This window comes from Pseudomonas sp. Irchel 3E13 (assembly GCF_900187455.1).
Taxonomy (GTDB): Bacteria; Pseudomonadota; Gammaproteobacteria; order Pseudomonadales; family Pseudomonadaceae; genus Aquipseudomonas.
The window spans coordinates 436466-458533 of sequence record NZ_FYDX01000005.1; the positions used below are offsets into that span (position 1 = coordinate 436466).

At 62.9% G+C, this 22068-nt stretch carries 19 protein-coding genes; 12 read left to right on the forward strand and 7 right to left on the reverse strand.

What is annotated here, in order from left to right:
• Positions 1-111: 111 nt before the first annotated feature.
• Positions 112-930 carry a pyruvate, water dikinase regulatory protein gene (locus tag CKW37_RS10895; protein WP_095155729.1) on the reverse strand — a complete coding sequence of 273 codons (819 nt, stop codon included), beginning with the start codon at positions 928-930 and terminating at the stop codon, positions 112-114.
• A gap of 176 nt (positions 931-1106) precedes the next feature.
• Between CKW37_RS10895 and ppsA the strand changes: the two genes are divergently transcribed.
• The 9 genes from ppsA to CKW37_RS10945 all read left to right on the forward strand — a co-directional run bounded on the left by ppsA (position 1107) and on the right by CKW37_RS10945 (position 9634).
• Complete coding sequence (gene ppsA / locus CKW37_RS10905) at positions 1107-3482, forward strand: phosphoenolpyruvate synthase (protein WP_095155695.1); 2376 nt, start codon at positions 1107-1109, stop codon at positions 3480-3482.
• Between the two features lie 109 nt (positions 3483-3591).
• Entirely contained in the window at positions 3592-4584 is a 993-nt protein-coding gene (locus CKW37_RS10910) for an alpha/beta fold hydrolase (protein WP_095155696.1), read from the forward strand.
• Between the two features lie 52 nt (positions 4585-4636).
• On the forward strand, positions 4637-4936 hold the full coding sequence (locus CKW37_RS10915) for a Rieske (2Fe-2S) protein (protein WP_095155697.1): 300 nt from the start codon (positions 4637-4639) through the stop codon (positions 4934-4936).
• Positions 4937-5119: 183 nt separating this feature from the next.
• Entirely contained in the window at positions 5120-5608 is a 489-nt protein-coding gene (gene rraA / locus CKW37_RS10920; RefSeq protein ID WP_095155698.1) for a ribonuclease E activity regulator RraA, read from the forward strand.
• Between the two features lie 28 nt (positions 5609-5636).
• The gene (locus tag CKW37_RS10925) at positions 5637-6632 is read left to right on the forward strand and encodes a zinc transporter ZntB (RefSeq protein ID WP_095155699.1); all 996 of its coding nucleotides are present in this window, start codon (positions 5637-5639) and stop codon (positions 6630-6632) included.
• Between the two features lie 101 nt (positions 6633-6733).
• Positions 6734-6982 carry a CrfX protein gene (locus CKW37_RS10930; RefSeq protein ID WP_095155700.1) on the forward strand — a complete coding sequence of 83 codons (249 nt, stop codon included), beginning with the start codon at positions 6734-6736 and terminating at the stop codon, positions 6980-6982.
• Positions 6983-6984: 2 nt separating this feature from the next.
• Complete coding sequence (locus CKW37_RS10935) at positions 6985-7809, forward strand: mechanosensitive ion channel domain-containing protein (RefSeq protein WP_095155701.1); 825 nt, start codon at positions 6985-6987, stop codon at positions 7807-7809.
• Positions 7810-7897: 88 nt separating this feature from the next.
• Entirely contained in the window at positions 7898-8488 is a 591-nt protein-coding gene (sigX, locus tag CKW37_RS10940; RefSeq protein ID WP_175653824.1) for an RNA polymerase sigma factor SigX, read from the forward strand.
• Positions 8489-8596: 108 nt separating this feature from the next.
• Positions 8597-9634: an OmpA family protein gene (locus tag CKW37_RS10945; RefSeq protein WP_095155703.1), complete on the forward strand. Its 1038-nt coding sequence runs from the start codon at positions 8597-8599 to the stop codon at positions 9632-9634.
• A gap of 66 nt (positions 9635-9700) precedes the next feature.
• Here the strand turns inward: CKW37_RS10945 and cobA are convergent, their stop codons facing one another.
• From cobA to CKW37_RS10970, 5 genes are all read right to left on the reverse strand, one after another.
• Positions 9701-10444 (reverse strand): uroporphyrinogen-III C-methyltransferase, encoded by a 744-nt coding sequence (gene cobA / locus CKW37_RS10950; protein WP_095155704.1) that lies wholly within the window; start codon positions 10442-10444, stop codon positions 9701-9703.
• A 28-nt stretch (positions 10445-10472) separates the two neighbouring features.
• Positions 10473-12143: a bifunctional protein-serine/threonine kinase/phosphatase gene (locus CKW37_RS10955; RefSeq protein ID WP_095155705.1), complete on the reverse strand. Its 1671-nt coding sequence runs from the start codon at positions 12141-12143 to the stop codon at positions 10473-10475.
• Positions 12144-12152: 9 nt separating this feature from the next.
• Positions 12153-13364: a NarK/NasA family nitrate transporter gene (locus CKW37_RS10960; protein WP_095155706.1), complete on the reverse strand. Its 1212-nt coding sequence runs from the start codon at positions 13362-13364 to the stop codon at positions 12153-12155.
• A 184-nt stretch (positions 13365-13548) separates the two neighbouring features.
• Positions 13549-14124 (reverse strand): ANTAR domain-containing response regulator, encoded by a 576-nt coding sequence (locus CKW37_RS10965; RefSeq protein WP_095155707.1) that lies wholly within the window; start codon positions 14122-14124, stop codon positions 13549-13551.
• Between the two features lie 13 nt (positions 14125-14137).
• The gene (locus tag CKW37_RS10970) at positions 14138-15349 is read right to left on the reverse strand and encodes a CmpA/NrtA family ABC transporter substrate-binding protein (RefSeq protein WP_095155708.1); all 1212 of its coding nucleotides are present in this window, start codon (positions 15347-15349) and stop codon (positions 14138-14140) included.
• 156 nt (positions 15350-15505) lie between these two features.
• On the opposite strand from CKW37_RS10970, the gene CKW37_RS10975 reads away from it, so the two are divergent.
• Positions 15506-16531, forward strand: coding sequence for a quinone-dependent dihydroorotate dehydrogenase (locus CKW37_RS10975; protein WP_095155709.1), 1026 nt, complete (start codon positions 15506-15508; stop codon positions 16529-16531).
• Between the two features lie 93 nt (positions 16532-16624).
• Here the strand turns inward: CKW37_RS10975 and rmf are convergent, their stop codons facing one another.
• Positions 16625-16840 carry a ribosome modulation factor gene (gene rmf, locus CKW37_RS10980; protein ID WP_010223328.1) on the reverse strand — a complete coding sequence of 72 codons (216 nt, stop codon included), beginning with the start codon at positions 16838-16840 and terminating at the stop codon, positions 16625-16627.
• A 537-nt stretch (positions 16841-17377) separates the two neighbouring features.
• Here rmf and rlmKL point away from each other — a divergent pair.
• Both rlmKL and CKW37_RS10990 read left to right on the forward strand, forming a co-directional pair.
• Positions 17378-19570, forward strand: a complete 2193-nt coding sequence (gene rlmKL / locus CKW37_RS10985) for a bifunctional 23S rRNA (guanine(2069)-N(7))-methyltransferase RlmK/23S rRNA (guanine(2445)-N(2))-methyltransferase RlmL (protein ID WP_095155710.1) — start codon at positions 17378-17380, stop codon at positions 19568-19570.
• A 98-nt stretch (positions 19571-19668) separates the two neighbouring features.
• Entirely contained in the window at positions 19669-22059 is a 2391-nt protein-coding gene (locus CKW37_RS10990) for a diguanylate cyclase (protein WP_095155730.1), read from the forward strand.
• Positions 22060-22068 lie beyond the last annotated feature (9 nt).

Consider the following 22068-nt stretch of genomic DNA (forward strand, 5'->3'; position numbering starts at 1 on the left):
TGCCGGGGCTTTTTTGTGGGCCGTCTCGCTGGCAATGCATACACCGGACCTTGTGGGAGCAAGCTGGCTTGCCAGCGATGACAACCTTGAGATCCCAACAAAATCAGCGTTTTACTTGAACCGCCGCTCCACCCCTTTCTCCACCAGAATCTTCGCCGAAATCTCTTCCACCGAGAAATGCGTGGAATTGATATTCGGAATATTCTCCCGGCGGAACAGATTCTCCACTTCGCGCACTTCGAACTCGCACTGGGCGAAGCTGGCGTAGCGGCTGTTGGGCTTGCGCTCGTGACGAATGGCGGTCAGGCGGTCCGGGTCGATGGTCAGGCCGAACAGCTTGTGCTGATGATTTTTCAAGGCCGTCGGCAGTTGCAGGCGCTCCATATCATCTTCGGTCAGCGGATAGTTCGCGGCGCGAATACCGAATTGCATGGCCATGTACAGACAAGTCGGGGTTTTGCCGCAGCGGGACACGCCAACCAGGATCAGGTCGGCCTTGTCGTAGTAGTGGGTGCGAGCGCCGTCGTCGTTGTCGAGGGCGAAGTTGACCGCTTCGATGCGCTCCATGTAGTTGGAGTTGCCGCCGATCGAGTGGGATTTGCCTACCGAGTACGACGAATGGGCGGTCAACTCCTGCTCCAGCGGGGCCAGGAAGGTCGAGAAGATGTCGATCATGAAGCCGTTCGAGGTGGCCAGGATCTCGCGGATGTCCTGGTTGACGATGGTGTCGAAGATGATCGGGCGCATGCCGTCACGCTCAGCGGCGGCGTTGATTTGCTGTACCATGACGCGCGCTTTTTCCACGCTATCGATGTAGGGTCGCGTGAATTTATTGAACGGAATGTTCTCGAACTGAGCCAGAAGACTTTGCCCGAGGGTCTCCGCCGTGATGCCGGTGCCGTCGGAAATGAAGAAAGCAGATCGTTTCATTTGCGCCATGGGCCTTAAGCTGGTGACGAATCTTGGATATGATAGGTTCGGTTTGCCGAACGAGATCGTCGGCATTCTCACTTATTTTCCAGGTCCAGGCCACAAGCGCCCGGTCGATCCCACAGGGGTACGCCGGCGTCCTGAGCTTTTCCAACACAGTTAGTGGAGAGATCACCTTGGTAGAGTACGTAGTTTCCCTCGATAAGCTCGGCGTCCATGATGTGGAGCACGTGGGGGGCAAGAACGCATCCCTCGGCGAGATGATCAGTAACCTCGCGGGCGCCGGTGTATCGGTCCCTGGCGGCTTTGCCACTACGTCTCAGGCGTACCGTGATTTCCTCGAACAGAGCGGTTTGAACGATCAGATCCACGCCGCGCTCGACGCGCTGGACGTGGATGACGTCAACGCCCTGGCCAAGACCGGTGCGCAGATTCGTCAGTGGGTCATGGATGCCGAGTTCCCGGCGCGGCTCGATGCGGAAATCCGCACCGCCTTCGCCGAAATGGCCCAGGGCAACGACAACATGGCCGTCGCCGTGCGTTCGTCCGCCACCGCCGAAGACCTGCCGGACGCTTCCTTCGCCGGCCAGCAAGAAACCTTCCTGAACATCCGCGGCGTGGACAACGTGATCCGCGCGGCCAAGGAAGTGTTCGCTTCCCTATTCAATGACCGTGCCATTTCCTACCGCGTGCACCAGGGCTTCGATCACAAACTGGTCGCCCTGTCCGCCGGCGTGCAGCGCATGGTCCGTTCGGAAACCGGAACGGCGGGTGTGATGTTCACCCTCGACACCGAATCGGGCTTCCGTGACGTGGTCTTCATCACCGGCGCCTACGGCCTGGGTGAAACCGTGGTCCAGGGCGCGGTCAACCCGGACGAGTTCTACGTTCACAAGAACACCCTCGAAGCCGGTCGCCCGGCCATCCTGCGTCGCAACCTGGGCAGCAAGGCGATCAAGATGATCTACGGCGACGAAGCCAAGGCCGGTCGTTCGGTCAAGGTGGTCGACGTGGACCGCGCCGACCGCGCCCGTTTCTGCCTGAGCGACGCCGAAGTGGCCGAACTGGCCAAGCAGGCGATGATCATCGAGAAGCACTACCAGCGTCCGATGGACATCGAGTGGGCCAAAGACGGCGACGACGGCAAGCTGTACATCGTTCAGGCCCGTCCTGAAACCGTGAAGAGCCGCTCCAGCGCCAACGTCATGGAACGCTACCTGCTGAAGGAAAAGGGCACCGTTCTGGTTGAAGGCCGTGCCATTGGCCAGCGCATCGGCGCCGGCAAAGTTCGCGTGATCCACGACGTTTCCGAGATGGACAAGGTCCAGCCGGGCGACGTGCTGGTTTCCGACATGACCGACCCGGACTGGGAACCGGTCATGAAGCGCGCCAGCGCCATCGTCACCAACCGCGGTGGTCGTACCTGCCACGCGGCGATCATCGCCCGTGAGCTGGGTATCCCGGCCGTGGTCGGTTGCGGCAACGCCACCCAGGTTCTTAAAGACGGCCAGGGCGTCACCGTTTCCTGCGCCGAAGGCGATACCGGTTTCATCTTCGAAGGTGAACTGGGCTTCGACATCCGTCAGAACTCGGTCGACGCCATGCCTGATCTGCCGTTCAAGATCATGATGAACGTCGGTAACCCGGACCGCGCCTTCGACTTCGCCCAGTTGCCCAACGCCGGTGTCGGCCTGGCGCGTCTGGAGTTCATCATCAACCGCATGATCGGCGTGCACCCCAAGGCGCTGCTGAACTACGCGGGCCTGCCGCAAGAGCTGAAAGAGAGCGTCGACAAGCGCATCGCCGGCTACAACGACCCGGTCGAGTTCTACGTCGAGAAGCTGGTCGAGGGCATCAGCACCCTGGCCGCAGCGTTCTGGCCGAAGAAGGTCATCGTTCGCCTGTCCGACTTCAAGTCCAACGAATACGCCAACCTGATCGGCGGCAAGCTGTACGAGCCGGAAGAAGAGAACCCGATGCTGGGCTTCCGCGGTGCCTCGCGTTACATCAGCGAGTCGTTCCGTGACTGCTTCGACCTGGAATGCCGTGCGCTCAAGCGTGTTCGCGATGTCATGGGCCTGACCAACGTCGAGATCATGGTGCCGTTCGTGCGTACCCTGGGCGAAGCCAGCCAGGTCGTCGACCTGCTCGCCGAGAAAGGCCTGGGCCGTGGTGTCAACGGTCTGCGCGTGATCATGATGTGCGAACTGCCGTCCAACGCCATCCTGGCCGAGGAATTCCTCGAGTACTTCGATGGTTTCTCCATCGGTTCCAACGACCTGACCCAGCTCACCCTGGGCCTGGACCGTGACTCGGGCATCATCGCGCACCTGTTCGACGAGCGTAATCCGGCGGTCAAGAAGCTGCTGTCCAATGCCATCCAGGCCTGTAACAAGGCCGGCAAGTACATCGGCATCTGCGGTCAGGGCCCTTCGGACCACCCTGACCTGGCCAAATGGCTGATGGAGCAGGGCATCGAAAGCGTCTCGCTGAACCCGGACTCGGTACTGGAAACCTGGTTCTTCCTGGCTGAAGGTCAGAACGCGAACTGATCGCGGGTACTGGAGCGGTCGTCTGCGCAAGTCCGGCAGCGACCGCTTCAACGGTTTCATCCAGGGCGGGTCCATTGACGGACGCGCCCTTTTTTGTGCAAGAACCCCTATGCAAAGCAGCAGTAGTCTTTTTCCCGTGGCCTTGCTCAGGGCCGAACGTTGCGGCGACCTGAGCGAGGACGTGTACCGCCTGAAGGCCGGCAACAGCCCTGACCGGAGTGTCGAGCTGGCGTTGACCCGCCTTGGCATGGCCGATCAGAACGATGTGCGCGGCGCGCCCGTCATCCTTCTGCATGGCAGTTTTTCCAACCGGCGTTTCTGGTTTTCGCCCAAAGGCATCGGCCTGGGCGCTCATCTGGCGCGGGCGGGTTTCGATGTGTGGATTCCGGAAATGCGCGGCCATGGCCTGTCGCCACGCAACCGCGATTACCGCTACAACCGTGTTGCCGACTACGCCAGCTACGACCTTCCGGCCATTGCCGCGTTCGTTAACGAGCAAACCGGCCGGCCCGCACACTGGCTCGGCCACTCATTGGGCGGCACGACCCTGGCGGCGGCGCTCGGTGGGCGCTATTTGAATGAAGAACTGATCGCCAGCGCGGCGTTTTTCGGCACCCAGGTCAGCCGTACCTATTGGCCGCTGAAGATTCCGCCGGTGGAGTGGGGCGGCCGCGTGCTGCTCAAGCGCTTTGCCCATCTGTCCGGTTCGCGCCTCAAGCGTGGTCCGGAAGACGAGCCGATCGGCCTGGCCATCGAAAGCATGCGCTGGTTCGGTCTTTTCGGTCGTTTCGGCGACAAGGAGCGGAACTGGTGGGCTGGTCTGGCCGAGGTTCAGGTGCCGGTACTGGCAGTGGCAGGCGCGGGTGATCATCAGGATCCGGTGTGGGCGTGCCGCAAGCTGTTCGAGCAGATCGGCAGCGAGCACAAACGTTTTCTGCGGCTGGGCCAGGAAGACGGGTTCGACAACTTCGGACATGTGGATATGCTGGTTAGCAAGCCCGCGCAGACGCAAGTCTGGCCGCTGGTGGAGCGCTGGTTGAGCGATCCGCTGGCGATGACGGGGCAAGAAGCAGGCGTTTCTCCGGAGCCGGTTAGCGGCTAAGATGTGACGCTTGTCGGATTTCTGGTCACTTTATGTTTTCTGGGCGTTTTCCATGTTCGTTCCGCTCGAGCGTTTGATCAATCTCGAAGAAGGTTATCGCAGGACGTTCAGGGTCAACGGCCAGACGCTCCTGCTGTTGGTCGTGGACAATCGGCCGGTGCTGATCGAGGACCGTTGCCCGCATCAGGGCGCGCCGCTCAGTGCCGCGACGCTGGAAGGCGACCAACTGCGCTGCCCGCGTCACGGTCTGGCGTTCAGCCTGTCTTCGGGGCGAGCGGTGCAGCCGGGGTGTCCGGGGTTGAACATGTTCACATTGGCGTATGAGGGTGACCGCGTTGGAATCGACGTGTAGCCTGGGTCTAGGCTCTGTATGAAAAACCTTGATACTCGGTGATGCTGCGTTGAAAACAGCCTTGCCTGACCTTCGTCTCAAGGCTTTTCATACAGAGCCTAAAGCCGTATTGCCAGGCTTCGTCTGTTTCAATGATCGTGTGAGTTCCGACATCCATTTCTTGATCAATGACAGGAGTTTCTCATGCATTACGTAACGCCCGATTTGTGCGACGCCTACCCTGAGCTGGTCCAGGTGCTGGAGCCGATGTTCAGCAACTTCGGCGGCCGCGATTCGTTCGGCGGTGAGATCGTCACCATCAAGTGCTTCGAGGACAACTCGCTGGTCAAGGAGCAGGTCGATCTCGACGGCAAGGGCAAGGTCCTGGTGGTCGACGGCGGCGGTTCGCTGCGCCGCGCGCTGTTGGGCGACATGCTTGCCGAAAAGGCCGCCAAAAATGGTTGGGAAGGGCTGGTGATCTACGGCTGCGTGCGTGACGTGGATGTCCTGGCGCAGACCGATGTGGGCGTGCAGGCGCTGGCCAGCCACCCGATGAAGACCGACAAGCGTGGCATCGGCGACCTGAACGTCGCGGTGACCTTCGCCGGCGTCACCTTCCGCCCGGGCGAGTACATCTATGCCGACAACAACGGCGTGATCGTTTCGCCAAGTCCGCTGAAGATGCCCGAGTAACCACTTAAAACAGGTCGATGGAGTAAGGATGTTCGAGGAAGAAAACGCGCAGTGGGGGCTGGTTCATGCCCTGGTTCTCGATGGCAGGGGCGGTGCGCGTTCCATCGCTCGGACTGAACTGGACGATCTGGTCCTGCAGCCGGAGCAGAGTCTCTGGCTGCACTGGGACCGCGGTCATCCGCAAACCCAGACCTGGCTGCGCCAGGACAGCGGCCTGAATCAGTTCGCCTGCGACCTGCTGCTGGAAGAAAACACCCGACCGCGGCTGTTGCCGCTGCCCGACGCGCAAATGCTGTTGTTCCTGCGCGGTATCAACCTCAATCCCGGCGCCGAGCCTGAAGACATGGTCTCGGTGCGTATCTTTGCCCAGGCCCAGCGGGTGATTTCCCTGCGTTTGCGGCCGTTGCGGGCTACCGACGAACTGCTGCAACAACTGGATGAAGGGCTCGGTCCGAAGACCGCCTCCGAGTTGCTGCTGACCCTTGCCCAGTTGCTCACCGACAAGGTGCAGGCGGTGGTGTCCGACCTTTCCGAACAGGTCGATATCGAGGAAGAAAAGCTCGAGGCCGACGACCGCTATGCCCCGGAACATGGCGACCTGCAGCAGATGCGCCGCCGCGCCGCAGGCTTGCGCCGGTTCCTCGCGCCGCAGCGGGAAATCTACGCGCAACTGGCGCGCAACAAGTGGCCGTGGTTCGTCGAAGACGACGCCGACTACTGGAACGAGCTCAACAACAGCCTGACCCGCTATCTGGAAGAGCTGGAGCTGACCCGCGAGCGGGTGGCGCTGGTGCTGGAGAGCGAGGACCGGCGCTTGAGCGAGCGGATGAACCGCACCATGTACCGTTTCGGCATCATTACCTGCATCTTCCTGCCCATGAGCTTCGTCACCGGGCTGCTGGGCATCAACGTTGGCGGCATTCCCGGCTCCGAGAGCCCCTATGGCTTCCTGTTCGCCAGTTTTCTGGTGCTGGGGCTGGCCTTGGGCCAATGGTGGCTGTTCCGCCGCCTGCGTTGGGTCTGAGAGCGCTGACGTGTCGATTTCCTCCCTGACCTCTGTACGAATTGTTCATGTGACCCATGGGACGAGCGTCTCGTCTTTGACTGACATTGCGCGAGGTGCCCATGCACGATCCGTTTGAACAATCCCTGCGAGACATGCTCAACGCGTCGCCGTCCGGTCAGGACCGCGATGACGATGCCTGCCTCGGGCGTGTCCTGAAAACCGCCAACCGTCAGGTCGGCGCCGGCGATCTGTTCAGCCTGCTTGGCCGCTGGAGCCAGGCGCTGATGATCGCCATCAATAATGGCTCGGCGCACGTTGCGCCGGTTCGCCGCACCGCTTCCGTCCGTAAAGCTGATAAGGCCGATTGAATATGGAACTTGATCTCTGGACCCAGAGCCTGGTCACCGCGATGACCGCGTTGTGGACCAAAGTCGCGAACTTCATCCCGAATCTGTTTGGCGCGCTGGTTGTCGTTCTGCTTGGCTTCGTTGTCGCCAAGCTGCTCGACACCCTGCTGTCCAAACTGCTTGCCAAAATTGGCCTCGATCGCCTGATGGGCGGCACCGGCCTGACCAAGATGCTCAGCCGGGTCGGTATCCAGGTGCCGATTTCGACCCTGATCGGCAAGATCGTCTATTGGTTCATCCTGCTGGTGTTCCTGGTCTCGGCTGCCGAGTCCCTGGGCCTTGAGCGCGTCTCGGCGACCCTGGACATGCTTGCCCTGTACCTGCCAAAAGTCTTTGGCGGGGCGCTGGTGCTGCTGGTCGGCGTACTGCTGGCTCAGGTGGTCAACGGTCTGGTGCGTGGCGCCGCCGAAGGCATCGGCCTGGAGTACGCCACGGGCGTTGGGCGCATCGCCCAGGGCCTGGTGATCGTCATCAGCATTTCGGTGGCCATCAGCCAGCTCGAAGTGAAAACCGACCTGCTCAACCACGTGATCGTCATCGGTCTGATTACCGTTGGTCTGGCCGTTGCGCTGGCAATGGGCCTGGGCAGCCGTGAAATTGCCGGGCAGATTCTTGCCGGCATCTACGTGCGCGAGCTCTATCAGGTGGGCCAGCAGGTGCAGATTGGAGACGTCGAAGGGCAGATCGAAGAGATCGGGACGGTCAAGACAGTCGTGCTGACGGATGACGGCGAGCTGGTTTCGCTGTCCAACCGCACGCTGCTGGAACAGCGGGTCAATAGCCGCTGACCGGGCAAATCCTGCTACTGTATGCCGCCGCAAAATGGCCCCGTCCGGGCTGGCGGCGACGAATACCTGACTGTCGGCCTGATTTTTTTTGAATAAAGTCCACTCGTTGCCCATGCGTTACGACCCCCGCGAGCTCACCGATGAGGAGCTTGTGGCGCGTTCGCATGAGGAACTATTTCATGTTACCCGCGCCTATGAAGAGCTCATGCGGCGCTATCAGCGAACCCTTTTTAACGTCTGTGCACGTTATCTCGGGAACGATCGCGATGCCGACGATGTCTGTCAGGAGGTGATGCTGAAGGTGCTCTACGGTTTGAAGAACTTCGAAGGTAAATCGAAGTTCAAGACCTGGCTCTACAGCATTACCTATAACGAGTGCATTACCCAGTATCGCAAGGAGCGGCGTAAGCGTCGGTTGATGGATGCCTTGAGTCTGGATCCGGTTGAAGAGGCCTCTGAAGAGAAGTCTCCGAAGCCAGAAGAGAAGGGCGGACTGGACAGATGGTTGATTCACGTGAATCCCATTGACCGTGAAATTCTGGTGCTACGATTTGTCGCAGAACTCGAATTTCAGGAAATTGCCGACATCATGCATATGGGCTTGAGCGCGACGAAAATGCGCTACAAGCGTGCGCTGGACAAGCTACGAGAGAAATTTTCCGGGCAGGTTGAAACTTAGTCTGTCGGAAAATTCTCTAACGGTTTGGCGAGTTCTGCTAGACTTGCCGACGAGTTGTCCCCCTGAGTTGTGGGACTGCTTAACTATCACCAGATGGGGATTTAACGGATGAAATTGAAAAACACCTTGGGCTTGGCCATTGGTTCTCTTGTTGCCGCAACTTCGCTCGGCGCTCTGGCACAAGGCCAAGGCGCGGTCGAGGTCGAAGGCTTCTACAAGAAAGAATACTTCGACAGCCAGCGCGACTTCAAAAACGACGGCAACCTGTTCGGTGGTTCGATCGGTTACTTCCTGACCGACGACGTTGAACTGCGTCTGGGCTATGACGAAGTTCATAACGCCCGTGGCGAAGATGGCAAGAACATCAAGGGTTCGAACACCGCCCTGGATGCTCTGTACCACTTCAACAACCCAGGCGACCTGGTGCGTCCATACGTATCCGCTGGTTTCTCTGACCAGAGCATCGGCCAGACCGGTCGCGGTGGCCGTAACGGCTCCACCTTCGCCAACCTGGGCGCTGGTGCCAAGCTGTACTTCACCGACAACTTCTACGCCCGTGCTGGTGTTGAAGCTCAGTACAACATCGACCAAGGCGACACCGAGTGGGCGCCAAGCGTTGGTATCGGCCTGAACTTCGGTGGCGGCTCCAAGCCAGCCGCTGCTCCAGCACCTGCTCCAGTTGCTGACGTCTGCTCCGACAGCGACAACGACGGCGTTTGCGACAACGTCGACAAGTGCCCTGACACCCCAGCCAACGTTACCGTTGACGCTGATGGCTGCCCGGCTGTTGCCGAAGTCGTTCGCGTTGAGCTGGACGTCAAGTTCGACTTCGACAAGTCGGTCGTCAAGCCAAACAGCTACGGCGACATCAAGAACCTGGCTGACTTCATGAAGCAGTACCCGTCGACCACCACCACTGTTGAAGGTCACACTGACTCCGTCGGTCCTGACGCTTACAACCAGAAACTGTCCGAGCGTCGCGCTAGCGCCGTCAAGCAGGTTCTGACCGGTCAGTACGGTGTTGAGTCGAGCCGCGTTCAATCGGTTGGCTACGGTGAGTCCCGTCCGGTAGCTGACAACGCCACCGAAGCTGGTCGCGCTGTCAACCGTCGCGTTGAAGCTCAAGTAGAAGCTCAAGCCAAGTAATTGGTCTGACGCACTACTGAAAAGCCCGGCTCAGGCCGGGCTTTTCTTTGCCTGCGATTTACCCCCTCAGCCCGCCTCGCGCTCCAGTTCCAGGCTGGCGATCGCGCCACTCACGACCTCGCCGATGACCAGTATCGCCGGGCTCTTGAGCTCGAAGGCCGCGGCATCTACTGCCATGCACTGAAGCTGGCTGCGGCATTCCCGTTGCTGCGGTAGCGAAGCGTTTTCGATCATCGCCACCGGCGTCTCCTTGCTCATACCACCCGCCAACAGCCCTTGCTGGATATCGATCAGCCGGGCCACGCCCATGTACACCACCAGGGTCATGCCGCTTTGCGCCAGTGCCTGCCAGTTCAGGCTGCTGTCGTCCTGAGTGTGGGCGGTCACCAGCGTAACGCCGCGACTGACCCCGCGCAGGGTCAGCGGAATACCGCAGTGGGTTGCGCCAGCCAGACCGGCGGTAATGCCATTCACCAGTTCCACCTCGACACCGCGGGCCTGCAGCCATGCGGCTTCTTCGCCGCCCCGACCGAAGACGCAGGGATCGCCACCCTTGAGCCTGACCACGCAGCGCCCTTGGCGGGCGTGACGCAGCATCAGGCGCTGGATGAACGCTTGCGGCGTGGAGCGGCAGCCGCCGCGTTTGCCGACCCGGATCACCCGCGCCTGCGGGCAGTGCTCGAGGATTGTCGGGTTGACCAGATCATCGAGCATGACCACCTCGGCCTCGCGCAGCGCACGCACGGCCTTGAGGGTCAGCAACTCCGGGTCGCCGGGGCCGGCACCCACCAGCCAGATTTTTGCGTTCATGAGCAGTTCCTCGTCAGGTCAGGGGTTGTCAGGCCTTTAGCAGGCTGATCAGCAGTATCAGGTTGAGCAGCAACGACAGCAGCGCCAGGCCGCGCCAGACTTTCAGCGGCTCGCGCTCCAGCAACGGACGTGGGCGCAGGGCCTGGGGTTGGTGTTCGCCTTGTTCGAGCAGCAATAGCCATTGCTCGGCGGTTTCGAAGCGTTGCCGAGGGTCGCTGTTCAGCGCCTGCGCCAGGCTGCGCTCCAGCCAGTCCGGCAGGTCCGGGCGCAGCCGTGCGGCGCTGGCCGGTGTGCCGAAACGCGGGTGCTGGAAGGCTTCGATCTCGCCGTAGGGATAGTGGCCGGTGAGCAGGTAAAACAGGGTCACGCCTACCGCATAGAGATCCTGCTGCACGGTGGGGCCGTGTCCCTGAAAAGCTTCCGGGGCTATGAATGAAGGGGTTCCGGGCAGGTCGTGGGCACCGTCTTCGGAGAGCCCCGGGCAGTATGCGAGACCGAAATCCAGCAGGCGCACCTGGCCGTCATTGCCCAGGTGCAGGTTCTCCGGCTTGATGTCGCGGTGAAGAATATTGCGCCGGTGCAGCATGCCCACCGCGCGCAGGGTTTGCCGGGCGATGTCCAGCCACTGCGGCAGGGCCAGTAACCCCTGTTGTTCGACGTGCTGCGCCAGAGTCAGGCCGGGGTATTCGCGCATCAGGTAATACAGGTGCTGGCGCTGGCTGCCGGGGTGTACCTCGGGAAAGCTGCGCCCGGCGACCCGGCGCAGAAACCATTCCTCCATCAACAAGCCTTGCTGGGCCGCGACATCCTGGTCGCGGTTGGCGGGCAGGGTCTTGAGTAGCCAGGGTTGCTGCTGGCGGTCGCGAACCCTATACAGCAGCGACTGCCGGCTTCGGCCGAGCACACATTCCACCTGCCAGCCTTCGAATGTCTGGCCAGGGCGTAAAGCGGGCGGCAGCGGCCATTGCTGCAACTGCGCCAGGGTGTCGCCGAGGCTGTTTGCGCCGAGTTGTTCAACTCGCACCAGCACAGCGCTGGCGTTGTCCTGGCTGCCGGCCAGGTGGGCCATGCGCACCAGCGTGTTGCAGGCTTCCTCCAGGTCAGTTGCTTCACGCAGCACTGCGCCGATCTGCTGTTCGTTGAGCGTGCTCCAGACTCCGTCGCTCAGCATCACGAAACTTTCGTGGCAGCGCAGTTCGCCTTCCAGGTAGTCCACCAGCAGGTGCTCATCCAGTCCCAGCGCGCGCTTGAGCACGTGCTGCATGCCTGGCTGGTCCCAGACATGGTCCTGGCTGATGCGCTGCAAGTGGTCGGCGTGCCAGCGGTAGACCCGGCAGTCGCCGACATGGGCGAGGGTGAAACGCTGGCCGCGCAGCACCAGCGCACTCAGGGTGGTCAGCAGTGGCTGGCCGCCACCGTTGGCGCGCAGCCAGCGGTTCTGCGCCAGCAGCAGGCGGTCCAGCGCTTGTGCCACGCCCCAGGTGGGCGGCGTGGCGTAGTAGTCCAGCGCCAGCGATTGCAGGCTGGCCCGGGCCGCCAGCCCGCCGTCGGCGCACTGGCTGACACCGTCGGCGAGGGCGAACAGGTAGCCCTTGCTGGCGGCCAGCTCTGCCGCGGGGGTGACCAGTCGCGTGGCGTCCTGGTTTTCCTCTCGCGGACCGCTGGCGCTGGCCTGGGCGATGCTCAGTTGCAGGGCCATGGCCTCGGCTCAGACCCGCGCCGCGGTGACGGCGGCCGAGCCCCAGGTGGTGCGCCAGCGGCGTTTCACGCCATGCAGGCCGAACCACGCCAGTACGCCGAGGCTGGCGAACAGCCACAGGCCCAACTGATAGTCACCGCTGTACTGCTTGATGGTCCCCAGGCCCGCCGCCAGCAGGAAGCCGCCGATGCCGCCGGCCATGCCGATCAGCCCGGTCATCACGCCGATTTCCTGGCGGAAGCGCTGCGGCACCAGTTGGAACACCGCGCCGTTGCCGGCACCGAGACCGAGCATGGCGGAAACGAACAACGCCAGCGCCGCCACCGAGCTGGGCAGGTTGAAACCCACCGCCGCGATGCAGACAGCCGCCACGCTGTACATCGCCAGCAGGGTGCGAATGCCGCCGAAACGGTCGGCCAGCGCGCCGCCCAGCGGGCGCATCAGGCTGCCGGCGAAGACGCAGGCAGCGGTGTAGTAACCGGCCTTGACCGGGTCGAGCCCGTACTGGTCGTTGAAATAGCCGGGCAGGGCGCTGGCCAGGCCGATGAAGCCGCCGAAGGTCACGCTGTAGAAGAACATGAACCACCAGCTGTCGCGGTCGCCGAGGGCCTTGAGGTAATCGGCCACGGCCTTGGGCTTGGGCCGTTGCGGAGCGTTGCGCGCCAGCAGGGCGAACAGCACCAGGGTCAACAGCAGTGGCAACACGGCGAAGCCGAACACGTTGTTCCAGCCGAAGCTGGCGGCCAGCACCGGCGCCAGCAGTGCGGCGAACACGGTGCCGGAGTTGCCCGCGCCGGCAATGCCCATGGCCTTGCCCTGGTGCTGTGGCGGATACCACTGCGAAGCCAGCGGCAGCGACACCGCGAAAGAGGCCCCGGCAACCCCGAGGAACACCCCGAGCAGCAGGGCGTCGCCGTAGCTGTGGATGCCCAGCTTCCAGGCGCAGAACAGCGCGACGATGACGATCACCTGGCCGATCAGCCCGGCGGTCTTCGGCGACAGGCGATCCACCAGCACGCCCATGACGAAGCGCAACACTGCACCGGCGAGAATCGGCGTGGCGACCATCAGCCCGCGCTGTTGCGTGGTCAATTGCAGGTCGGCGGCAATCTGCACCGCCAGCGGTCCGAGCAGGTACCAGACCATGAAGCTCAGGTCGAAATACAGGAACGCGGCAAACAGGGTCGGGACATGCCCGGATTTCCAGAAGCTTGTATTCATGGGACACCTCACGGGGCTGAAACAAAAAAACGCCGCTTCCCGGCTCGCGTTGGGGGCGAGGGGGAGAGCGACGTCTTTGTCGAATGTTTGGGGGCAACCGCCGTTGGCTACCGGGGTGGATCAAAGCAAGAGGTGGGCCAGTTTCTTCTGCTTGGGTTGATCTGCGGACCCCAAGGCCCACAGGTCAACCCAGCAAGTCATTCATCGCAATGATCTGCTCCGCCACCTGAATCAGCTTCTGCTGTTTGCTCATGGCTTGGCGCCGCATCAGGGTGTAGGCCTCTTCCTCGTTGCAGTCCTTCATTTTCATCAGCAGCCCTTTGGCCAGCTCGATGCGTTTGCGCTCGGCCAGTTGCTGGTCGCGGGCGTGAAGCTGGGCCTTGAGCGCCTGGTCGCTCTCGAAGCGGGCCATGGCCACGTCGAGAATCGGCTGCAGGCGGCGGGCGTGGATGCCTTCGACGATGTAGGCGCTGACCCCAGCCTGGATCGCCTGGCGCATCACGCTCGGGTCGTGCTCGTCGGTGAACATCACGATCGGCCGCGGCAGGTCGCGGCTGACCAGCACCACCTGGTCCATGACGTCACGCCCCGGTGACTCGGTATCGATCAGGATCACGTCCGGCCGCACCGTTTCGACGCGTGCCGGCAGGTCAATGGTCAGGCCGGATTCTTCGATGACCTCGAAGCCGGCTTCGACAAGGGCGGCCTTGAGCCGGCCGACTTTCTTTTCGGTGTCATCGATCAACAGGATTCGCAGCATCTGGGCGGCCCTCTCAGCGACCGGCCTGCGCCGCTGGCTGGTCGGCCAGGGCGTGCAGGCGGAATCCGTGGGCATAGCCCCGTGGGTCGGAGCCGTCCCAGACCGTTCCATCGATCAACTGGCTGCTGCGCATCGACGCCGACGGACACTCGACACCCATGCTGGCGGCGGCATCACGGTACAGGCTCAGTTGCTGCACTTGGCTGGCGACGCCGAGGTAGTCCGGGTCTTCGCGCAGCAGGCCCCAGCGGCGGAACTGGGTCATGAACCACATGGCGTCGGACAGGTACGGGAAGTTGGCCAGGCCATTGTTGTGCAGGCTCAGGCCGTGGGCGTCGTGCCAATTGTTGCCGAGGCCGTCCGCGTAGTCGCCCTGCATGCGCGGTTCGATATCGCTCAGCGGGGTGTCGAGGTAGTTGTCGGCGCTCAGTAATTGCGCGGTGGCGTGGCGGTTTTCCGGGCTTTCTTCGATAAAGCGGCTCGCCGCGAGGATCGACGACACCAGCGCCCGCGCGGTGTTGGGGTACTGCTCGACGAACGCGCGGGTGGTGCCGAGGACTTTTTCCGGGTGATCGGGCCAGATCGACTGGCTGGTCGCCAGGGTGAAGCCCATGCCCTGGTTCACCGCATTGGCCGACCACGGCTCGCCGACGCAGAAACCGTCGATGCGCCCGGCGCGCAGGTGGGTGAGCATTTGCGCCGGCGGGACTACCACGCTGTTGACGTCATGCAATGGATGAATGCCCTGGCTGGCGAGCCAGTAATACAGCCACATGGCGTGCGTGCCGGTGGGAAACGTCTGCGCGAAGGTGAGTTTTGCCTGACTTTGGTGCACGCGGCGTTCGAGTGCCTCGGGATTGCCCACGCCTTGCGCTTGCAGGGCGGGCGACAGGTTGATGCTCTGGCCGTTGTGGTTCAGGCCCATCAGCACCGCCATCGGTGTGGCGCCGACACCGCCAATGCCCAGGTGCACGGCGTAGGTCAGGCCATACAGGCAGTGCGCGGCATCCAGTTCGCCACTGAGCAGGCCGTCGCGCAGGCCGGCCCAGGAACTTTGGCGTTTGAGGTTCAAGGTCAGGCCGTGGGGCTGGGCGAAGCCCTGGGTCGCGGCGACCACCAGCGAAGCGCAGTCGCTCAGGGCCATGAAGCCGATATTCAGGCTGGTCTTTTCCGGGGCGTCGCTGCCATGCAGCCAGGCCAGGGGGGAGGAGGGAATGTCATTCATCGCGGTGGGATCGCCCGGCAGATAAAGCGGCGGCCGGCGCGGGTTGCGCGGCGGCCCTGTGGGTGGAGTCAAGCAACGCATATGCCAAGGCCCTGTCGCCGCAACCCGGGGCTGGCTATAATCGCCGCCTCTCCACACCTTGAGCCAAGCCCGCCCATGTATAACCTGGCCCGCCAGCTGTTGTTCAAACTGTCCCCGGAAACCTCCCACGACCTGTCGCTGGACCTGATCGGTGCCGGTGGCCGTCTGGGCCTCAACGGGCTGTTGACCAAGGCGCCGGCGCGCTTGCCGGTAAAGGTCCTGGGCCTGGAGTTCGCCAACCCGGTGGGTCTGGCGGCGGGGCTGGACAAGAACGGCGCGGCCATCGACGGCTTCGGTCAACTGGGCTTCGGTTTCGTCGAGATCGGTACCGTGACCCCGCGTCCGCAACCGGGCAACCCGAAACCACGGCTGTTCCGCCTGCCCGAGGCCGAGGCGATCATCAACCGCATGGGCTTCAACAACCTCGGCGTGGACAACCTGCTCAACCGCGTGCGTGCGTCCAATTACCGCGGCGTGCTCGGCATCAATATCGGCAAGAACTTCGACACCCCGGTCGAGCGCGCGGTAGACGACTACCTGATCTGCCTGGACAAGGTCTACAACCATTCCAGCTACGTCACCGTCAATGTCAGCTCGCCCAACACCCCGGGTCTGCGCAGTCTGCAGTTCGGCGATTCGCTCAAGCAGTTGCTGGATGCTTTGGCTGTGCGCCGTGAAGAATTGGCCTTGACCCATGGCAAGCGTGTGCCGCTGGCGATCAAGATCGCCCCGGACATGACTGACGAAGAAACCGCACTGGTGGCGTCGGCCCTGCTGGAGTCGGGCATGGACGCGGTAATCGCGACCAACACCACCCTCAGCCGTGAAGGCGTCGAAGGTCTGCAGCATGCGGACGAGGCGGGCGGCCTGTCGGGCGCGCCGGTGCGGGACAAGAGCACCCACACGGTCCAGGTGCTGGCCGGTGAACTGGCGGGCAAGATGCCGATCATTGCTGCGGGTGGGATTACCGAAGGCCGTCATGCCGCGGAGAAGATCGCGGCGGGTGCGAGCCTGGTGCAGATCTATTCGGGTTTCATCTACAAGGGACCGGCGCTGATTCGCGAGGCCGTGGACGCCATCGCCGCGATGCCGGGGCGCTGAAGCGGGCATAAAAAAGGGCCCCGTCAAGGGGCCCCTGGGCCTCAGCCCGCCGCCCGGATGGGGCGCGCATGGTAACTCGGTTCAGCTCCTCGTTCAGCCAACGGCGTGAAGTTCGTTGAGTCTATGGATACCTGCGGTGCCGGTCATGCCATCCCAGTTGTCACCTCGTCCCTCACGCCAGCCATTGATCCATGCCTGGCGTACGGACGGTAGGGTAAAGGGGCAAAGCTCGCGGGATTTGCCGGTGACCCCGTATTGGTAGCCACGTGAAAATGCTCTTTCCAACGGATCACGCTTAAGTCTTCTCATAGGGTACTGCCCTCATTTGTTGACTGTAATGTCCCGTCGACCTCGTGTGAGGTCGGGCAGATTCTTTCTGCCGGTTTTGCGCTCGCTGCCGGCGTGGCGAGCTTGAAGTGTTGTCCCGTTGCGGTGACAACCTGAGTTGAGTTCTAACCAATGGGGATGGACGTGTGAACGAACAATTTGTCATAAGCACGTAACTTTTCCATGGGTGAGAGGATAAGTAAAAAATTGATTCAAGGCGGGAGTTGGGGCAAAGCCAGCTATCATCAGGGTTTGCCTGACCTGTAGATCAAATTGCCACCGTCGGGAACCATTCTCGTCACCGGTGGGTAAAAACGACGAAGGGTCACTTTTGTAACCTTTTGCCATCGAATTTTTCATTCTGCCCGGCGATCAAAGCCTTTTTGCCTTCCGCAAGAAGGGCTCGCCGGGTGGCCCGGTACGTCAACGCGTGCCACTCGGGTGCTTGCCGAAGGCGCCCGATCAAACTTCGAAGGGCGATGCGCTCGCTCCTTCACTATGCCCAAGGCTGGATGACTCATGTCGGACCGTTTCGAACTTTACCTTACCTGTCCCAAAGGCCTTGAAGGCCTGCTCGCCGATGAAGCACGCGGCCTGGGCCTTGAAGATGTGCGCGAGCACACCTCGGCGCTGCGCGGCTCGGCCGACATGGAAACCGCCTACCGCCTGTGCGTCTGGTCGCGCCTGGCCAACCGCGTCCTGCTGGTGCTCAAGCGCTTCAACATGAAGAACGCCGACGACCTGTACGACGGTGTCAACGAAGTGGACTGGCAAGAGCACCTGGACGCCGCCGGCACCCTGGCCGTGGAGTTCAGCGGTCATGGCTCGGGCATCGACAACACCCACTTCGGCGCCTTGAAGGTCAAGGACGCCATCGTCGACAAACTGCGCAACGCCCAGGGCGAGCGGCCGTCGATCGACAAGCTCAACCCCGATCTGCGCGTCCACCTGCGCCTTGAGCGCGGTGAAGCGATCCTCTCCCTCGACCTGTCCGGCCACAGCCTGCACCAGCGCGGTTACCGCCTGCAGCAGGGTGCCGCGCCGCTCAAGGAAAACCTCGCCGCCGCGGTACTGATCCGCGCCGGCTGGCCGCGGATCGCTGCCGAAGGCGGCGCGCTGGCTGACCCGATGTGCGGTGTCGGTACGTTCCTGGTGGAAGCGGCGATGATCGCCGCGGATATCGCCCCCAACCTCAAGCGCGAGCGCTGGGGCTTCACCTCCTGGCTCGGTCACGTCCCGGCGCTGTGGCGCAAGGTGCATGACGAAGCCAAGGCCCGCGCCGAAGCCGGTCTGGCCCGTCCACCGCTGTGGATTCGCGGCTACGAAGCCGACCCGCGCCTGATCCAGCCGGGCCGCAACAACGTCGAGCGCGCCGGCCTGAGCGACTGGGTGAAGATCTACCAGGGCGAAGTCGGCACCTTCGAGCCGCGCCCGGACCAGAACCAGAAAGGCCTGGTGATCAGCAACCCGCCTTACGGCGAACGCCTGGGCGACGAAGCCAGCCTGCTCTACCTCTACCAGAACCTCGGCGAGCGTCTGCGCCAGGCTTGCCTTGGCTGGGAAGCGGCGGTGTTCACCGGCGCGCCGGACCTGGGCAAGCGCATGGGCATCCGCAGCCACAAGCAATACGCCTTCTGGAACGGCGCCTTGCCGTGCAAGCTGCTGCTGATCAAGGTCGAGCCCGACCAGTTCGTGACCGGCGAGCGCCGTTCGGCCGAGCGCAACCCGGATGAAGAGCGTCCGGCGGTGGCTCCGGCGAATGAGACCGCACGCCTGAGCGAAGGCGGGCAGATGTTCGCCAACCGCCTGCAGAAGAACCTCAAGCAACTGGGCAAGTGGGCGCGTCGCGAACACATCACCTGCTACCGCGTCTACGACGCCGACATGCCCGAGTACTCGCTGGCGGTCGACCTGTACCAGGGCTGGGTCCACGTGCAGGAATACGCCGCGCCGCGTTCGGTCGATCCGGAAAAGGCCCAGGCCCGTCTGTTCGACGCGCTGGCGGCAATCCCGCAGACCCTCGGCGTTGACCAGAGCAAGGTGATCCTCAAGCGCCGCGAGCGTCAGAGCGGCACCCGCCAGTACGAACGGCAGAACACCCAGGGTCAGTTCACCGAGGTCAGTGAAGGCGGCGTCAAACTGCTGGTGAACCTCACCGACTACCTGGACACCGGTCTGTTCCTCGACCACCGTCCGATGCGCATGCGTATCCAGCGCGAAGCTGCGGGCAAGCGCTTCCTCAACCTGTTCTGCTACACCGCTACTGCCAGCGTGCACGCGGCCAAGGGCGGCGCGCGCAGCACCACCAGCGTCGACCTGTCGAAAACCTACCTGGACTGGGCACGGCGCAACCTGTCGCTCAATGGCTACTCGGACAAGAACCGTCTGGAGCAGGGCGATGTCATGGCCTGGCTGCAAGCCAACCGTGAGCAATACGACCTGATCTTCATCGACCCGCCGACCTTCTCCAACTCCAAGCGCATGGAAGGAGTGTTCGACGTGCAGCGTGACCACGTCGAACTGCTCGACCTGGCGGTAGCCCGCCTGGCGCCGGGCGGCGTGCTGTACTTCTCGAACAACTTCCGCAAGTTCCAGCTCGATGAGCACCTGCAGGAGCGCTACGCGATCGAGGAAATCAGCGCCCAGACCATCGATCCAGACTTCGCCCGCAACACCAAGATCCACCGCGCCTGGCGCATCCAGGCACGGTGAAGTAAATGACGCATTCGGGACTCTCAAGATCGTGGCTACTGGCTATTATTGAAGAGAGCCCTGAGTGCCGTCGTGGGCCGATGTTGTGAGTCATGACCATGTCGATCCCAACCCTGCGCCCGAAGATGCTCGGCTTCATCAGCGAAGAGGTGTCCGCGTGGCTGGTCGCCGTGGTGGCGCTGGTGGTCGGCGGCCTGTTGACCGCCATGCTCGCGCTGGCCGCCTGGCAGCTCTACCAGCAGCAACTGGCGCAACGCTTCGAACTCCTCGCCAATGAACGCTTCAGCCGCATCGAAGAGCGCCTGCAAGACCAGACGCAACGCCTCGACAGCCTGCGGCGTTTCTTCGTCTACGCCCAGGAAATCACCCGCGACGAATTCGACGGTTACGTGAGGCCTTTGCTGCACCGCTCCCAGGCCTATTCCTGGGCACCGCGGGTCAGCCAGGCGCAGCGCGCCGATTTCGAGCGGCAGACCCGGGAGCTGCTCGGCCGCGATTTCAGCATCCGCGAACTCGGTGAGGGCGGCGTGCTGCAACCCTCTCAGGTGCGTCCGGTGTATTACCCGGTGCTGTTCAGTCAGACCCTCAGCCAACTGCCGCCGCCCTTGGGTTTCGACCTGCTGTCGCAGTCGGTGCGTCGCGACGCCTTGATCCGCGCCTCGACGCCCGGATCGATCGCGGTGTCGGCGCCGTACGACCTGATTGGCGTCGATCCGGCCTACGCCCGCGGCATGCTCATGGTGGCGCCGGTGTTCGCACCGCAACAGCCCGACCCCGCGCCAAAGGGTTATGTAATGGCGGTGCTGAGCATGCGCCAGTTGATGGCCGACGGCTTGCCCAGCGCCGAGGACGACAACCTGGTGGTGCGGATCCTCGACCTCTCCGCCGAGGGTGAGCCCGAGGCGTTGTTCCAGTCGGGCAATACCGTGGGCGACTCGCCGCTGGAGATGCGCCAGGTGCTGCACCTGGGCGACCGTTCCTACCAACTCAACATGTTTCCCAGCAAGGTGTTCCTCGACGGCGATCGCTCGTCGGCCACGGCGGTGGCGTTTCTCGGCGGTTTGTTGAGCCTGTTGCTCAGCGCCCTGTTGTTCAGCCTGTTCAGTCAGCGCCAGCGCGCCCTGACCCTGGTGGAGCAGCGCACCGCAGAACTGCGTATCAGCGAAGAGAGCCTGCGCAATACCCACAACCAGTTGCGCAGCGTGCTGGAGGCCGCGACCCAGGTGGCGATCATCGCCACTGACCTGCATGGACAGATCAGCACCTTCAATGCCGGCGCCGAGCGCATGCTTGGCTACAGCAGCGAAGAGGCGGTGGGCAAACTGACCCTGGAACACCTGCTGTTGCCGCAGGAGGTGCAGGAGCGCGCGCGGTTGATGAGCCTGCGCTTCGGACGCGAGATCAGCAGCAGCCAGGCGATGCTGGTGGACAGTGTCCCGGACATCGACGAAGAACCCGGCGAGTGGACGTTGCGACGCAAGGACGGCACGCACTTGTCGGCGAACATGCTGGTGACCGCAGTGCTGGACGAATACGGGTTGTGGGTTGGCCATCTTGCGATCTGCATCGATATCACCGAGCGCAAGCGCGTGCACGAAGCCCTCGAGGCTCGGGACAAGTTGCTGGAAAACCTCACCGCGCAGGTTCCCGGCGGGATCTACCAGTTCCGTCTCGATCCTGATGGCAGCTCCTGCTTCAGTTACGCCAGCGAAGGCTTGCGCGATATCTATGAAGTCGACCTGATGCTGCTGCGTCAGGACGCCACTGCGGTGTTCGAGCGCGTCCACCCGGATGACCTGGGCAGGGTCCGTGATTCCATTCGCGAATCCGCCGAGCAACTGACGCCTTGGCGCGAGGAGTACCGGGTGCAGTTGCCCAAGGCCGGACTGCGCTGGGTTCGCGGTGAGGCGACGCCGGAGTCGCTGCCGGATGGTGGCACCTTGTGGCACGGCTACCTCACGGATATCTCCGACCTGAAGCGGGTCGAGGAAGAACTGCGCGCGTTGTCGGTCACCGACTCGCTGACCGGCATCCACAACCGCCGCTACTTCCAGGAACGCCTGAAGACCGAGCTGGAGCGGGCCCAGCGCGGTGGCCAGGACCTGGCGGTGATCATGCTGGATATCGACAACTTCAAGCACATCAACGACCAGTACGGCCATGCCATCGGCGATCACGTGCTGCAAAACCTGTGTCAGCGCATCAGCCACCGTTTGCGGCGTACCGACGTGTTCTGTCGGCTGGGAGGGGAGGAGTTCATGGTGCTCTGCCCGGGCAGCAATGCCGCCCAGGCGCACTCACTGGCGCTGGAGTTGTGGCAGGGGCTGCGCAGCGTGCCGGTGGACGGCGTCGGCCGGGTCACCGCCAGCTTCGGTGTGGCGGGCTGGCGCCCCGGTGAGGGCGCCGATGCCTTGTTGCTGCGTGCCGATTCCGGGGTCTACCTGGCCAAGCAGGGCGGCCGCGACAGGGTCGAAGCCGAACAGTTCTGACCCCGGCGT